This is a genomic window from Microvirga sp. CF3016 (genome assembly GCF_036314085.1).
Taxonomy (GTDB): Bacteria; Pseudomonadota; Alphaproteobacteria; order Rhizobiales; family Beijerinckiaceae; genus Microvirga.
Genome location: NZ_JAYGGM010000010.1, coordinates 21,644 through 35,520 on the forward strand (window position 1 = coordinate 21,644; position 13,877 = coordinate 35,520).

13 protein-coding genes are annotated in these 13,877 nt (G+C 63.6%); 3 read left to right on the forward strand and 10 right to left on the reverse strand.

All coding sequences use genetic code 11. The annotated features are described in order from the left end of the window. Nucleotide 1: 1 nt before the first annotated feature. The 8 genes from phoB to VB672_RS15650 form a co-directional block, all read right to left on the reverse strand. The gene (gene phoB / locus VB672_RS15615) at nt 2–718 is read right to left on the reverse strand and encodes a phosphate regulon transcriptional regulator PhoB (RefSeq protein WP_329785125.1); all 717 of its coding nucleotides are present in this window, start codon (nt 716–718) and stop codon (nt 2–4) included. Nucleotides 719–720: 2 nt separating this feature from the next. After that, complete coding sequence (gene phoU, locus VB672_RS15620) at nt 721–1,434, reverse strand: phosphate signaling complex protein PhoU (RefSeq protein WP_329785126.1); 714 nt, start codon at nt 1,432–1,434, stop codon at nt 721–723. A gap of 28 nt (nt 1,435–1,462) precedes the next feature. Continuing rightward, on the reverse strand, nt 1,463–2,281 hold the full coding sequence (gene pstB / locus VB672_RS15625) for a phosphate ABC transporter ATP-binding protein PstB (RefSeq protein ID WP_329785127.1): 819 nt from the start codon (nt 2,279–2,281) through the stop codon (nt 1,463–1,465). Beyond that, the gene (pstA, locus tag VB672_RS15630) at nt 2,278–3,174 is read right to left on the reverse strand and encodes a phosphate ABC transporter permease PstA (protein WP_329785128.1); all 897 of its coding nucleotides are present in this window, start codon (nt 3,172–3,174) and stop codon (nt 2,278–2,280) included. The genes pstB and pstA overlap by 4 nt, the downstream gene beginning before the upstream one ends. Before the next feature lie 10 nt (nt 3,175–3,184). Continuing rightward, entirely contained in the window at nt 3,185–4,150 is a 966-nt protein-coding gene (gene pstC, locus VB672_RS15635) for a phosphate ABC transporter permease subunit PstC (protein ID WP_442932081.1), read from the reverse strand. A gap of 43 nt (nt 4,151–4,193) precedes the next feature. After that, entirely contained in the window at nt 4,194–5,237 is a 1,044-nt protein-coding gene (gene pstS / locus VB672_RS15640) for a phosphate ABC transporter substrate-binding protein PstS (RefSeq protein ID WP_329785130.1), read from the reverse strand. A gap of 174 nt (nt 5,238–5,411) precedes the next feature. Continuing rightward, a complete protein-coding gene (locus VB672_RS15645) occupies nt 5,412–6,704 on the reverse strand; it encodes an ATP-binding protein (protein WP_329785131.1) in 1,293 nt (430 codons plus the stop codon). Nucleotides 6,705–6,762: 58 nt separating this feature from the next. After that, complete coding sequence (locus VB672_RS15650; protein ID WP_329785132.1) at nt 6,763–7,821, reverse strand: lysylphosphatidylglycerol synthase domain-containing protein; 1,059 nt, start codon at nt 7,819–7,821, stop codon at nt 6,763–6,765. 249 nt (nt 7,822–8,070) lie between these two features. On the opposite strand from VB672_RS15650, the gene VB672_RS15655 reads away from it, so the two are divergent. Next, the gene (locus tag VB672_RS15655; RefSeq protein ID WP_329785133.1) at nt 8,071–9,462 is read left to right on the forward strand and encodes a sensor histidine kinase; all 1,392 of its coding nucleotides are present in this window, start codon (nt 8,071–8,073) and stop codon (nt 9,460–9,462) included. Between the two features lie 6 nt (nt 9,463–9,468). Next, a complete protein-coding gene (cobU, locus tag VB672_RS15660) occupies nt 9,469–10,014 on the forward strand; it encodes a bifunctional adenosylcobinamide kinase/adenosylcobinamide-phosphate guanylyltransferase (protein ID WP_329785134.1) in 546 nt (181 codons plus the stop codon). 11 nt (nt 10,015–10,025) lie between these two features. Here the strand turns inward: cobU and VB672_RS15665 are convergent, their stop codons facing one another. Further along, entirely contained in the window at nt 10,026–10,829 is an 804-nt protein-coding gene (locus tag VB672_RS15665; protein WP_329785135.1) for an ABC transporter substrate-binding protein, read from the reverse strand. Nucleotides 10,830–11,567: 738 nt separating this feature from the next. On the opposite strand from VB672_RS15665, the gene VB672_RS15670 reads away from it, so the two are divergent. Further along, nucleotides 11,568–12,539 carry a transglycosylase SLT domain-containing protein gene (locus VB672_RS15670; protein ID WP_329785136.1) on the forward strand — a complete coding sequence of 324 codons (972 nt, stop codon included), beginning with the start codon at nt 11,568–11,570 and terminating at the stop codon, nt 12,537–12,539. On the opposite strand, the gene VB672_RS15675 is transcribed toward VB672_RS15670, so the two are convergent. After that, a complete protein-coding gene (locus VB672_RS15675) occupies nt 12,491–13,819 on the reverse strand; it encodes an MFS transporter (RefSeq protein ID WP_329785137.1) in 1,329 nt (442 codons plus the stop codon). The two genes, VB672_RS15670 and VB672_RS15675, sit on opposite strands and share 49 nt — an antisense overlap. Nucleotides 13,820–13,877: the final 58 nt, after the last annotated feature.

Here is a 13,877-nt window from a genome sequence, read left to right on the forward strand (position 1 = left end):
CTCAGGCGCTCGCGGCCTGCTCCTCGCGGGCGAAGGTCTCGTCGAAGGAATAGCCGGCGCCGCGCACGGTGCGGATCGGATCGGGCCGGCGCGGCAGGCCGATCGCCTTGCGCAGGCGGCCCACATGCACGTCCACGGTGCGCTCGTCGATATAGACGTCGTGGCCCCAGACAGCATTGAGCAGATGCTCGCGGGAGAAGACCCGGCCGGGACTCTGCATCAGGAATTCGAGCAGGCGGAATTCCGTCGGCCCTAGGTGAAGCTCCTGGCCGGAACGGCGCACGCGGTGGGTTTCTCGATCGAGTTCGATGTCCCCCGCCCTGAGCAGGGTGGCGATATGCGCGGGCTTCGCCCGGCGCAGGAGCGCCCGCACCCGCGCCAGCAGTTCCGGCACCGAGAACGGCTTGACGATGTAGTCGTCGGCACCTGTGGAGAGGCCGCGGATGCGGTCGCCCTCCTCCCCGCGCGCCGTGAGCATGATCACCGGCAGGCGCTCGGTCTCCGTCCGGGCGCGGATGCGCCGGCAAAGCTCGATGCCGGACAGACCGGGAAGCATCCAGTCGAGCAGCACGATGTCGGGCACCTGCTCCCGCAGGCGGATCTCCGCCTCGTCGCCGCGCGACACGCTATCCACCTCGTAGCCTTCGGCTTCGAGGTTATAGCGCAGGAGCAGCATCAAGGGCTCCTCATCCTCGACGATCAGAACGCGCGGTCCCATGGTCAGGCTCCGGTCGCGACCGTCGCGTCGATGGATCGGTCGTTCTTGGGCCGGTCGATGGCCAGGGTCTCACCCGTGACGAGGTAGTGGACCGTCTCGGCGATGTTGGTGGTGTGGTCGCCGATCCGCTCGATGTTCTTGGCGCAGAACAGGAGATGCGTGCAGAACGAGATGTTGCGCGGATCCTCCATCATGTAGGTGAGGAGTTCGCGGAACAGGGAGGTGTAAAGGGCGTCGATCGTGCCGTCGCGCTTCCAGACATCGAGCGCCTTCGCGGTGTCCTGCTGTGCATAGGCGTCCAGAACATCCTTGAGCTGCCCGAGGACGAGGTCGCCCATGTGCTGCAAGCCGACGACGATCTTCTGCGGCTGGAAATCCTCACCGATGGCGAGCGCCCGCTTTCCGATGTTCTTGGCGAGATCGCCGATGCGTTCCACGTCGCCCGAGACGCGGATCGCCGAGATCGTCTCGCGCAGATCGACGGCCAGGGGCTGGCGCCGGGCGATGGTGAGGATCGCGCTCTCCTCAACCTCGCGCTGGAGGATGTCGAGGCGCTTGTCGGACGCCACGACGGTCTGCGCCAGAGTTTGATCGTGGCGAACGAGTGCCGTGATGGACTCGACCAACATCTTCTCGGCGATGCCGCCCATCTCGGAGATGCGCTGCCGAAGACCCTGAAGGTCGTTGTCGTAGGAGCTGACGATATGCTCCGCCATTGGATACGTCTCCCTTGAAGGGCTTCGATCAGCCGAAGCGGCCCGTGATGTAATCCTGCGTCTGCTTCTTGGTCGGGTTCATGAACATCTTGGTCGTGGGTCCGAACTCCACCAGCTCGCCAAGATACATGAAGGCCGTGAATTGCGAGATGCGCGCCGCCTGCTGCATGTTGTGCGTGACGATCACGATGGTGAATTCGGAGCGGAGCTGCTCGATCAGCTCCTCGATCTTGCCGGTGGAGATCGGATCGAGCGCCGAGGTCGGCTCGTCGAGCAGGATCACCTCCGGCTTCTGTGCGATGGTGCGCGCGATGCACAGGCGCTGCTGCTGACCGCCCGACAGCCCCATGCCGGACTGGCGCAGCTTGTCCTTCGCCTCGTCCCAGAGGGCCGCCTTGCGCAGGGCCTCCTCCACGCGCCCGTCGAGTTCAGACTTCGGCAACTTCTCGTAGAGGCGGATGCCGAAGGCGATATTGTCGTAGATCGACATCGGAAACGGCGTCGGCTTCTGGAACACCATGCCGACGCGGGCGCGAAGCTCGTTCACGTCGATGTTGGGCGAGAGCACGTTCTGTCCGTCGAGCAGGATCTGGCCGTCGGCGCGCTGTTCCGGATACAGGCTGTAGATGCGGTTGAAGGTGCGCAGCAGCGTCGACTTCCCGCAGCCGGAGGGGCCGATGAGGGCCGTGACCTGCCGGTCGTAGAAATTGATCGAGATGTCCTTCAGGCTGCGGAAATCGCCGTAATAGAAGTTGAGGTTCTTGACGGCGATGCGCACCGGCGCGCCGGTATCGGCAGCGGCCGCATTTCCGATGGCGCCGCTCGTATCAAAGGCAATCGTGCTCATCGGACATTATCCTTCTTCAGGACCAGGCGAGCCACGATGGACAGCGCCAGGATCGACATTGTGATGATGAGGGCGCCCGCCCAGGCGAGCTCGCGCCAGTTCGGATAAGGCGCCAGCGCGAACTGGTAGATCGTGACGGGCAGGTTCGAGACGCCGCCCATCAGGGTCGGGCTGAACCAGAAGGTATTGTTGAGGGCCGTGAAGAGCAGCGGCGCGGTTTCGCCCGCGATGCGCGCGGTTGCGAGGATCACGCCCGTCACCATGCCGGCGCGGGCCGCCTTCCAGCTGATCTTCACGATCACCTTGGACATGGGCGCGCCGAGGGCTGCCCCAGCCTCGCGCAGCGAGCCCGGCACAAGGCGCAGCATGTCCTCCGTCGAGCGGACGATCACCGGAATGGCGATGATCGCCAAGGCCACACCGCCGGCCCAGCCCGAATAGCCGCCCATCGGCTGCACCATCAGGATGTAGACGAACAGGCCGATCAGAATGCTGGGTGCGGCAAGCAGGATGTCGTTCACGAAGCGGATGACCGTGGCGAGCGTCGAGCCCTTGCCGTACTCAGCCAGATAGGTGCCTGCCAGCACGCCGATGGGCGTTGCGACCACAATGCCGAGCACTGTGAGGACGAGACTGCCGACGATGGCATTCGCGATGCCGCCGCCTTCCGTTCCCGGGCCGGGCGTGGTTTCCGTGAACACGGCCGGAGACAATCCGCCGATGCCCTCGACGAGAAGCATCAGCAGGATCCATCCGAGAACGAAAGCCCCCAGGATGGTGAACAGGGTGCAGACGATCTTGAGCGTCCGGTCTGCGAGATAGCGGCTGCGGCGCACCCGCCCCCACGCCAGGGGAGCTTCGGTCGTCGCCTCGTTATAGACGGCGGTATCCATCCTTCACCTCTCAGCGGGTCTGCACGCGGGCGATCAGAAGACGCGCCAGGGCAAGGACAATGAATGTGACCACGAACAGGATGCAGCCGAGCGCAAGCAGAGCGTTCATCTGCATGCCGGATGCTTCATTGAACTCGTTGGCGATGCGGGACGCGATGGTCGAGCTCGGGTCGAAGAGCGACAGGGACAGGCGGTTCGCATTGCCGATGACGAAGGTCACCGCCATGGTCTCGCCGAGGGCGCGGCCGAGGCCGAGCATGATGGCGCCGATGATGCTGACGCCTGCCTGGGGCAGCAGAACGTAGCGCACCACTTCCCATGTGGTGCAGCCGATGCCGTAGGCGCTCTCGCGCAGGATGCTGGGGATCTGATCGAGCATGTCGCGGGTAATCGACGCGATGAACGGGATGATCATGATCGCCAGGATGATTCCCGCCGTCAGCATGCCGACGCCGGACGGCACGCGGGCATAGAGGACGGTCCCGAGGATCGGCATGCCCTCCACGAGGGTCGTCAGCGGGATCTGGACGTAGTTGGCGAAGAGCGGGGCGAAGACGAAGAGGCCCCACATGCCGTAGATGATGCTGGGCACCGCAGCCAGCAGCTCGATCGTCGTCGAGACCGGGCGTCGGAGCCATGGCGGGCAGAGCTGCGTCAGGAAGATCGCGATGCCGATGGAGACCGGGACGCCGATCACGAGGGCGATCAAGGCAGAGGTCAGGGTGCCGGTGATGGCAACCCAGGCACCATATTGGTCCGCTCCCACGTTCCAGACGCTGGACGTGATGAAGCCGAAGCCGAATTCCTGGAAGGCGGGCCAGCCGCCGTATATCATCGTGCCGATGATCCCGGCGAGCACGGCGAGAACGACCAGGGCGGAGCCGTAACTGGCAAAGCGAAAGCCCCGATCGAAGGCAGGCGAAGTACGGCGGCGGACGGTCTGTATGTTGCTCGACACGACGATCTCGTCAGACATGACAGCCATCCGCCTTACTCCGTGTTTTTGGTCAGGAACCAGCTTACATCTTGTAGACGGGCTGGCCGGCGCTGGTCTTGATGTCCTTCGACCAGGTCGAGCGGATCTGCTCGACAACGTTATCCGGCAGCGGGACGTAGTCGAGGTCGGACGCGAGCTTGTCGCCGTTCTTGAACGACCAGTCGAAGAACTTCAGCACCTCGGCGGTCTGCTCGGGCTTCTCCGCGGTCTTGTAGACCAGGATGAAGGTGGGGTTCGTGATCGGCCAAGCGTCGTCGCCGCCCTGGTTGGTCAGCGAGATGCCGAAACCGGGAGCCGACGACCAGTTCGCGCTGGCAGCAGCGGCCTGGAACGACTTGATCTCAGGAGCCGGATACTTGCCGGCCTTGTTCTGGAGCAGGGTGTGCGGGATGCTGTTCTGCTTGGCGTAGGCGTACTCGACGTAGCCGATCGAGTTCGGAACCTGCTTCACCGTGGCAGCAACGCCCTCGTTGCCCTTGCCGCCCTGACCGACCGGCCAGTTGACCGTGGTGCCGGCGCCGAGCTCGGACTTCCAGCCCTCGGAAACCTGCGACAGGTAGGTGGTGAACACGCTGGTCGTGCCCGAGGAGTCGGAGCGGTAGACCGGGGTAATGTTGGCATTGGGGAGGTTCACGCCGGCGTTCAGCTGGGCGATCTTGGCATCGTTCCACTTGAGGATCTTGCCCTGGAAGATGTCCGCCAGAACCGGGCCCGTCAGCTTGATCTGGCCGGGCTGCACGCCCTGGATGTTCACGACGGGAACGACAGCGCCCATCACGGTCGGGAACTGCAGGAGGCCGTTCTTCTCGAGATCTTCGCCCTTCATCGGGGCATCGGTGGCACCGAAATCGACGGTCTTGGCCTGGATCTGCTTGATGCCGCCGCCGGAGCCGATCGACTGGTAGTTCATGCCGTTGCCGGTCTCCTTCTTGTAGGCCTCAGCCCACTTGGAATAGACCGGGAAGGGGAAGGTAGCGCCTGCGCCGGTGATGTCAGCAGCAGAAGCCGTGGTCGTGAGGCTCGCGACGGCAAGGCCGGCCGCAATGGCGTAGGACATGATCTTCACGGTAAGTCTCCTGTTCATAAGCGCGACAGGCCGCTCGTAAGCCATAGGCCGCGTCACGCGATGGGACAGCTAGGCCCGACGGATGTCTCCTCTACGACAGTTGGATGACAATTAGATGACACCCCCAAAGGATCCCCTTGAGGAGACTGAAATATCTCCCTCGGGAATTCGCAGTTAACGGCCTGCACCTGCCTCGGGAAACGTCACCGTGAAACGGGCGCCCTGCCCCGGCTCGCTGGCGATGCCGAGCTGCCCTCGGTGGCGATTGACGATGTGCTTGACGATGGCGAGGCCAAGGCCCGTTCCACCCTTGTCACGGCTCTGCGCGACATCGACCCGATAGAACCGCTCGGTCAGGCGCGGCAGGTGCTCCGGAGCGATGCCGGGGCCGTAATCCTGAACCGAGAAGGCAACCTGCGGCACCGGTCCCTCCACACGGGCGACCTCGACATCAACCTTGCCGCCGCTCTCGCCGTACTTCACGGCGTTTTCGATCAGGTTCTCGGCGATGCGCAGAAGCTCGTCCCGGTCGCCGAGCACAAGGACCGGACGGTCCGGCAAGGTCGCTTTGACCACGACCCCTCTTTCCTTGGCCAGCGGCGAGATGGTGTCCACCATCTGGGACGCGATGGAGGCGAGATCGACGGTCTGGGTGGGCGAGAGGTGCGCGCGCATCTCGATCCGCGACAGGGACAGGAGATCGTCGATCAGGCGCTTCATGCGCTGCGCCTGCCCCTTCATGATGTCCAGGAAGCGTTCCCTGGCCTTGGCATCGTCGCGGGCAGGACCCTGCAGGGTTTCGATGAAGCCCAGGAGCGAGGCCAGGGGCGTGCGCAGCTCATGGCTCGCATTGGCGACGAAATCGGCCCGCATGGCCTCCAGCCGCCGCGCCGAGGTGAGGTCGCGGAAGAACAGCACGACGCTCGCCTGGACCTCGGCATCCGGGACATCGGCCTGCAGGGGGCCGATATTGACCTCGAAGGTCCGCTCGGTCGGGATCCTCTCGGAATATTCCACCTTCAGGGGCTCGCCGGTGTCCAGCACCTCCTGGATGCCGTCGAGCACGTCCGGGGTGCGCAGGGCAAAGGAGAGGGGATGGCCCGGCCTCAAGCCGGCCAGGAGATCGTAGGCGGCCCTGTTGGCTTCGATCACCAGCGCCCGTTGGTTCACCAGGATGACAGGGTCGGGAATCTGCGCCAGAACCGCCTCGGCGACGCTCGAACGCGGAGAGACCTTCGCCTGCGACCGGATCCCCGTGCCGAGAGGGCGCTTGGGGACGGCCACGAGGAAACCGGCGAGAATGGCCAGAGCGGCCCAAAACAGAAGCCATCCATCCCCATAGCCCCGCACCAGCGTGACCGTGACCAGCACGAAACAGGTCACGACGGCGCCGCGCAGGGCGGCGTCCCGGATCGGGGTGGCGCTCGGCTGGCGTGGGTCCGGCGTGAGATCGTCGGGATCGGTCATGGGAGGGAAATGTCTCGGAGGCACTGCCTTCCCTCTTTAGGCGAGGCAAGCCCAGGTGTCATCCGCCGCCAAGCTCGGCCTCGACGTCGCCCTCGTCCGGCTTGAAGGCAAGGCGAGCCGACCGGATGCGGTTGCGGATCTCGTAGGCGCCGAGGATCGCCAGGGCGATCACGAAGGGAACGAGATAATAGCAGAGGCGGTAGAGGAGCAGCGCGCCCAGGACCGGCTCGCGAGGATAGTTCGACAGCGCGAGGAGTATGGTGGCCTCGAAGACGCCGAGCCCGCCCGGCGCATGGCTCGCCACCCCGAGCATGACGGCGAAGATATAGACGGCCAGGAAGGTCTCGAAGCTGAGATTGTGTCCCCCGGGCAGGAGCACGAAGAGAACGCCGGCCCCGGCACAGACGTCGCCCGCGCCGATGAGGATCTGGGCCAGCGACAGGCGAAAGCCCGGCAGCTCCAGCTTCCAGCCCTGGATCTTCACGGCGCGGCGCTTGATCGAAACCCAGATCATGTAGCCGACCACGAAGACGGCGGCGCCCAGACCGACCAGCTGGTTCATCCAGATATGGGTATAGACGAGGCTTGCCAGCTCATCGGCCTTGCTGATCAGGCTCCAGGCCAGGACCAGAGCCATGCCGAGCCAGAAGGTCACCCCGGCAATCACCGTGAGGCTCGCCACCCGCCCCGGGCTCACGCCCTTGGGAGAATAGATCCAGTAGCGGACCGTGCCGGCCGTCAGCAGGGGGAACCCCAGCGTGAAGCTCACGGCATAGCTCGTGAAGGAGGCGAGCGCGGTCGTCCGGTAGCGGATCTGCAGCTTGAGCTGCCGCAGGGCGATGGCATCATAGCAGGTCAGCAGGCTGTAGCTGATGGCGGTGAAGAGAACCGCAAGCCCGATCTGGCGCAGGCTGGCCGCCGTGAAGGCGGATTTCAATTCATTGACATCGATTTCTGACACGATGTGCCAGAGAACCACCAGCGAGGCGCCGAACAGGAGGATGCTCGCCGCCATCCCGATCCAGGCGAACCGGCGGGAACGGCGCTCCTTCGGATGAAGAGCTTCGGCAGAGGACATCTCCGGCGGAGACACCGGACGGGAGCTCATATCATTCATGAAATCGGTCAATCAGCCTCAGCGTGGGAGAGGTCGCGTCGGGTCAGAAGGCTGTCCTGCATCTATGCGTTGGCAACCGGAACCACCAGACTCCGACGGCCTTTTAATGCTTTCACAAGGCTGATGCTACTCTTTCGCCCAGAAATCACCCTTGGAACCTGATGTGGGTTGTCAGCCTCGAAAAAGGCCTACAACAATGCTTCCCTTGCTATCGGAGACTTGGTCGCGGAGCGGCCTCGGGAGTTTTGAGTGGATTTCAAGGAAACAGAAGCGCAATTTGCTGTTCTGGCGGAGTCTCTGCCTCAACTCGTCTGGTCGTCCCGCTCCGATGGATCCGTCGATTATGTGAACCGCCGTTGGCGGGAGTTTACGGGGCTTTCCGGGGAGCAGTTCCTCGGAAACGGTTGGGAAATCGCGATCCATCCCGACGATCTTCCCCAGGTTCGGGAGCACTGGCACCGATCCGTCACAACCGGGCAGGCTTATGAATGGGAGTACCGGGTCAGGACCGTCTCTGGCGATTACGAGTGGTTCCTCAGCCGTGCCATTCCGATCCAAGATCTGACGGGCAATATTACCCGCTGGTTCGGCACGAGCACGAACATCCACGCGCAAAAAAAGGCGGAAGAAGCCCTGCGCACGCTCGAAAGCCAGTACCGGCTTGCCCTCGAGGCCGCCAACCTGGGAACGTGGCAGATTGATCTGGAAAAGAACCTGATCACCTGGGACGAGGGCACCTGCGCCCTCTATCATCTTCCTCACAACGGATTGTACAGTCTTACCCTCGAAGAAGCCTGGGCGATGATCCATCCGGAGGACGCGGAGAGGGTCAAGTCTCGGATTGCAGCCGCGGCCGCTCCCGCATCCGATGGCAAGTACGACAGCCAGTATCGCGCCATCCTGCCGGACGGGAAACTCCGCTGGTTCCGCTCCCACGGACAGGCGCTTTACACGAACGATGGCGGCACCCGCCGCGCCGTCAGCCTCTCCGGTGTCGTCAGTGACATCACCGAACGCCATGCTTTGGAAGAGGGTCAAAAGCTTCTGACGCGCGAACTCAACCATCGCGTGAAGAACCTGTTCGCCATTGCCAACGGCATGGTGTCCATGACCGCCCGCACGGCCAAGGATCCCAAGGATATGGCCAATGCGCTGCGTGGGCGCCTGAGCGCCCTCTCGCGGGCCCATGAACTGGTGCAGCCTGCGTCGGCGGGCGAAATGGGCGCAGGCCCTGATGTGGAGCTTGCCCGGCTGATCGAGGCGGTCCTCGAGCCCTATCGGCAGGCAGGCCAAAATAAGATCATGATCGAGGGACCGAGCGTTCTCGTCGGGTCGAACACGACGACGAGCCTTGCCCTCGTCCTGCACGAGCTCGCGACCAATGCCGCCAAATATGGCTGCCTATCGTGCGCGGAAGGGGAACTCGCCATCGGCTGGACGGTGCAGGAGGAGAACGTCGATTTCCTCTGGACCGAAAGCGGCGGACCGCCCATTCAAGGTCCACCAACCTTCGAAGGGTTCGGCACCCAGCTTTCACAGCGAAGCATCACCGGGCAACTTGGTGGCACGCTTGATCGAGAATGGCGCGCGGAGGGCCTGCGCGTTCATATGATCCTGCCGCTCAACCGCCTGAGCGCCTGAGCGATCATGACCGTCTATCGCCGCGTCCTGGTCCTGGGCGGAGCACGCTCCGGAAAGAGCCGCACCGCCCAGCAACTCGCCGAGAGGGCATCGTCCGAGAGAACCTACATCGCCACGGCCCAGGCCTTCGACGATGAAATGCGCGAGCGCATCGCTCGACATCGCGCCGAGCGCGACGGGTCCTGGCACACGGTGGATGCACCGCTGGAACTCCCCCAAGCCGTTCAGGCGCACACCGCCCCCCGGAAAGCCGTGCTGGTCGATTGCCTGACGCTCTGGCTCTCGAACATCGTTCTGGCCGAGCGCGATCCGACCTCGGAGGGGGATCGGCTGATCCAGGCCGTTCGGCAAGCGCAAGGCCCGCTCATCCTGGTCTCGAACGAGGTCGGCCACGGCATCGTGCCATCGACCCCTCTCGGGCGCATGTTCCGTGACGAGCAGGGCCGTCTCAATCAGAGGATCGCAGGGGCCTGCGATGCGGTGGTCTTCGTCGCGGCAGGCTGCCCGATCCTCCTCAAGCCGTCCCCTTCCCTGCAGCTGGATCTGGAATAGGCTCGCCTCGATCAGCGCCCTTTGCTCCGGGCTTCGACGGCCAGGACCTCGATGGCGATCGGCGTCGACGGCCCTCCGCAGATCGCAAGCCGTCCGGGAAGCGCAAGGCGCCGGGTGAGGGGCACGGCCTCGGCAAGCGCAGGGTGGGCGAAAAGCGCCGTGCCGTTATCGACCGCCCGGCCTGAAGCCGCATCGACGAGCATGAAATCCGGCGGCGTCGTGACGATGGCTTCAAGGCGCGCGACACCACCTCGGGGAAGTCCCAAGGTTTCCTGATGCAGCCTGAAGCCCATGTGAACCAGGATCTCACCGAGGGGCGAACGAGGTGCCATGACCCAGCCACCCCGTTCATAGACCAGGATGCTGCGTCCCTGCGGGATGATCCCACGCGCCCGCTCCAGGGCGGCATCGATGTGGGCGATCAGGGCCTCGCCGCGCTCCGGATGCCCCAGCCTGCGGGCCAGAGTGCGGATCTGCTCGCGTCCATCCTCCAGGCTCGCCCAGGGCCCGAGCGGCAGCACGTCCAGGCCCTGCCGCCGCAGGAGAGCGATCTGCTCCTGCTGGCCGTAGGTGCCGGTGAGGACGAGGTCTGGGCGGCTGAAGAGAATTGTCTCCACGCCACCATCGTTCTGGGGAATTCCAGCAGCCTGGTCGGCCAAGAAGGCAACGGACGGATCCCGCGCGAGACGGCTCAAGGCGGCGATCTGACTGCGATCCGCCAGTGTGAGAAGCAGCTGATCCGTACAGAGATTGAGGGAAGCGACCCGTTGCGGCTTCGCCTGAGCCTGCGCCGCTGCGAGGATGAATGCCGTCAAGCACGACAGCAGAACCAACCCGACATGGCAGCTGACGTATCGGTGGAGCATCAGGAGTGCCTTCAGTCTGCGGTCCGCAAGCTCTTACCACGGAGCGTCGAGCTCACAACACTCGTTGGCCCACTCTTCAGGCTGAGCGTCGCAAGGGAATGTCGACCGTTCCGAATGACCGATCAGTTCGATGGTCGGCTCTCCAACTCAGATTGGCAAGCAGCATCAAAGCCGTGGAACCCAGTATTACGTTGCGCAATGCAAGAAGTATAAGCTAGTTCCGACTTATCAAATCGTATTATTTCCCCTGCGTCATCTCGTCGTCAGTTATATTCGTCGCACGTTAAGACTTTTGTTGAGAAACAAGGCTTCTTTGAAGAAGAACATGTGTGCATGAACGAGAACAAATGGTCGCACCTTGGAACCAATTCGAAATTTTAACGCCAAGCTGACCTATTCTGGACATATCGACCTATCACATACTTGCCTCCGTTGAACGAAGAATAACCGTGCAACCGCCGCAGCTGAGAAGCGGCGCATCTGTGGGGGCGTACCCAAATGCAACTCGCTCTGACAGCGTCTCAGGACGCATGCCAGCAGACGGCTCTTTGCCTTGAAAATCGAAACAGCGGGTCCCGATCCCGACTTGAAGCTCGCCGACGCTCACGCCTCCAGGGCGGGAGAACCCTGCTCGACCTGACCAAGTGCTTCGGTCTCAGTGCCTGCCTGACGATCGCTGTTGGCACGGTGGTCCACACCCGCACCGCTTCGGCGACCGAAGCTTGGGCGACATTGCCGGCAGCCCTTGATGCCGGCAAGAATGCCATCCGGGTGCCGGGCGCCGAGCCTGCGACGCCCTTCGTCATGTCGGCCCAAGAAACGGCTCCGGCCGACCCGCTCAAAGCCATCGTTCCGGTCGTCCCCGTGGAGGCGACACCGGCCGAATTGCAGAAGCAGATTATCCTGTCCATCCGTTTGTCCGATGCACCGGCCTCGGGCAGCGGCAGGGACGAGGAACCCGTGTCCCGCGAACTCACGGAGTTCATGGAGTTCGAGGACATGCGCGTACCCGTCTGGATCGTCGACACGATCCTGCGAGCCTCCAAGGCGACGGGCGCAGATCCCGTGTACATGATGGCTCTGGCGGACAAGGAATCGAGCTTCCTTCCAGGCAACAAGGCATCGACCTCTTCCGCCCTCGGCCTGTTCCAGTTCATTTCCAGTACGTGGCTGGAGGCCGTCAGATCGTTTGGCGCCCTGCACGGTTTGAATGCCGAAGCCGAGGCGATCGTCGGCTCGGGGCCCAGGATCGATGTCGCGGACGCAGCGATGCGCCAGCACATCCTCGGCCTTCGTCGCAATCCCTACATCTCGGCCCTCATGGCCGCCGAGATGATGAAGCGCGACAAGACCAAGATCGAGACGAAGCTCGGGCGCAAGCTCAGCCGCTCGGAGTTCTACCTCTCTCACTTCTTCGGCGTCGACAGCGCAAGCAGGTTCATTGCCCTGGTGGACGACACGCCCAAGAAAAGCGCACCCGACGCCTTTCCGGCGGCCGCGAAATCGAACAAGTCTCTGTTCTTCACGAAGGATGGAAAGAAGACCCGCCAGCTGAGCGTGGCCGAGGTCTACGACAAGATCGACGACATGATCGATAAGCGCCTCAATCGCTACGAGGCGGTATCGGTCCGTGCCACGGCCGATGTCTCCGGCTTCTGATCGGCCGCTTCCGCCGCGCAGGACTCGCTCGCCGCGGGAGCCTGACCTTCGACAGCGTTGATCTCTGCGCGAGGCGTCAATCCGGCCGAGGCTGAGCTGGTGGGCGCAATGTCCGCAAAGCCTCCGCGGGCGGGAGAGCGCTGCACCTGGAGGATTCGCATCACGATGAAGACGACGAGTCCCAGGGACGCGACGGCCGAGTAGATGAACAATCCTTTCGGCCCCATGACCTCCATCGCCACCGCGCCGAACAGAGGCCCGACCGTCACGCCGGCAGCCCAGGAAAACAGCAGGGTTCCGACGGTCGAGACGATCTGCCCCGGATCGACGATATCGCAGGCATGGGCCACGCAGACGGAGTAGATGCACAAGGCGAGGCCGCCCCAGGCGGCGAAGGACCACAGGATCAGCAGATTGGCGCCCTGCCCACTGGCCCATAGGATCAGGAGCGAGACGAGGCTCGTTCCTGCGGCAAGCCCAGCGATCACATAGCGGCGATCCGTCCGGTCGGAGAGCCATCCTAACGGCCATTGCATCGCGAGACTGCCGGCCTGCAAGGCGAACAGAAGCGCAGCCGCCTGATCCTGGCTCAAGCCGATGCTCACGCCGAAGACAGGCGTGATGGCGATGACCGGACCGTTCACCAAGCCCACCACGAAGGCGCCGACCACCGCAGATGGAGCTGTCGCGAACAGCTCCCGAACTTCGATCCTCACGCCTTGAGGCGCGGACGGCTCCTTCGTTGTCGTTGCGGCAATCGGCAAGAGCGAGAGCGTGATCAATGCGCTCACCGCCATGAACAATCCGTCCGTGCGGATATTCCCAAAGCCGATCCCAAGTGGGGACAGCATCAGGGCGACCTTGGTGCAGATCATGTAGATCGACAGGATCCGCCCACGATGACTGGACGTGGCGCGGGCGCTGATCCAGCCATCCGTGACGGTGAAGATGCAGGCCAGCGTCACGCCTGTCAGTCCACGCAGGATGATCCAAGCCAAGGTTGAATGGGCCTGGGACATGATGAGCACCAGGACGGACACCATGGCCGCAAGGCTGGCGAACGCTCGGATATAGCCCACGTGACGAATGAAGCTCGGGGCCAGGAAACAGCCTGTCGAGAAGCCAAGGCCATAGGCCGCTGCCACCACGCCGATGGAGGCGACGGAGATCCCCTCGGCCTGCATGCGTAGGGGCATGAGCGCCTGAAGCAGGCCATTGCCGGCCTGCAGCAAGGTGGTCGCGGCCGTGATGGTCCAGATGAGAGCGAGGGAGGAGTTCACATTCGAATCGGTGATGCAGAGCGGCAGCCGCGAAGATCACCAAGATAGAAAGCAGGCG

Excerpts from the sequence above, each read along its gene's own strand:
- phoB (WP_329785125.1), bottom strand. The coding sequence starts at position 718 with ATGGGACCGCGCGTTCTGATCGTCGAGGATGAGGAGCCCTTGATGCTG.
- phoU (WP_329785126.1), bottom strand. The coding sequence starts at position 1,434 with ATGGCGGAGCATATCGTCAGCTCCTACGACAACGACCTTCAGGGTCTT.
- pstB (WP_329785127.1), bottom strand. The coding sequence starts at position 2,281 with ATGAGCACGATTGCCTTTGATACGAGCGGCGCCATCGGAAATGCGGCC.
- pstA (WP_329785128.1), bottom strand. The coding sequence starts at position 3,174 with ATGGATACCGCCGTCTATAACGAGGCGACGACCGAAGCTCCCCTGGCG.
- pstC (WP_442932081.1), bottom strand. The coding sequence starts at position 4,150 with ATGTCTGACGAGATCGTCGTGTCGAGCAACATACAGACCGTCCGCCGC.
- VB672_RS15645 (WP_329785131.1), bottom strand. The coding sequence starts at position 6,704 with ATGACCGATCCCGACGATCTCACGCCGGACCCACGCCAGCCGAGCGCC.
- VB672_RS15650 (WP_329785132.1), bottom strand. The coding sequence starts at position 7,821 with ATGAATGATATGAGCTCCCGTCCGGTGTCTCCGCCGGAGATGTCCTCT.
- cobU (WP_329785134.1), top strand. The coding sequence starts at position 9,469 with ATGACCGTCTATCGCCGCGTCCTGGTCCTGGGCGGAGCACGCTCCGGA.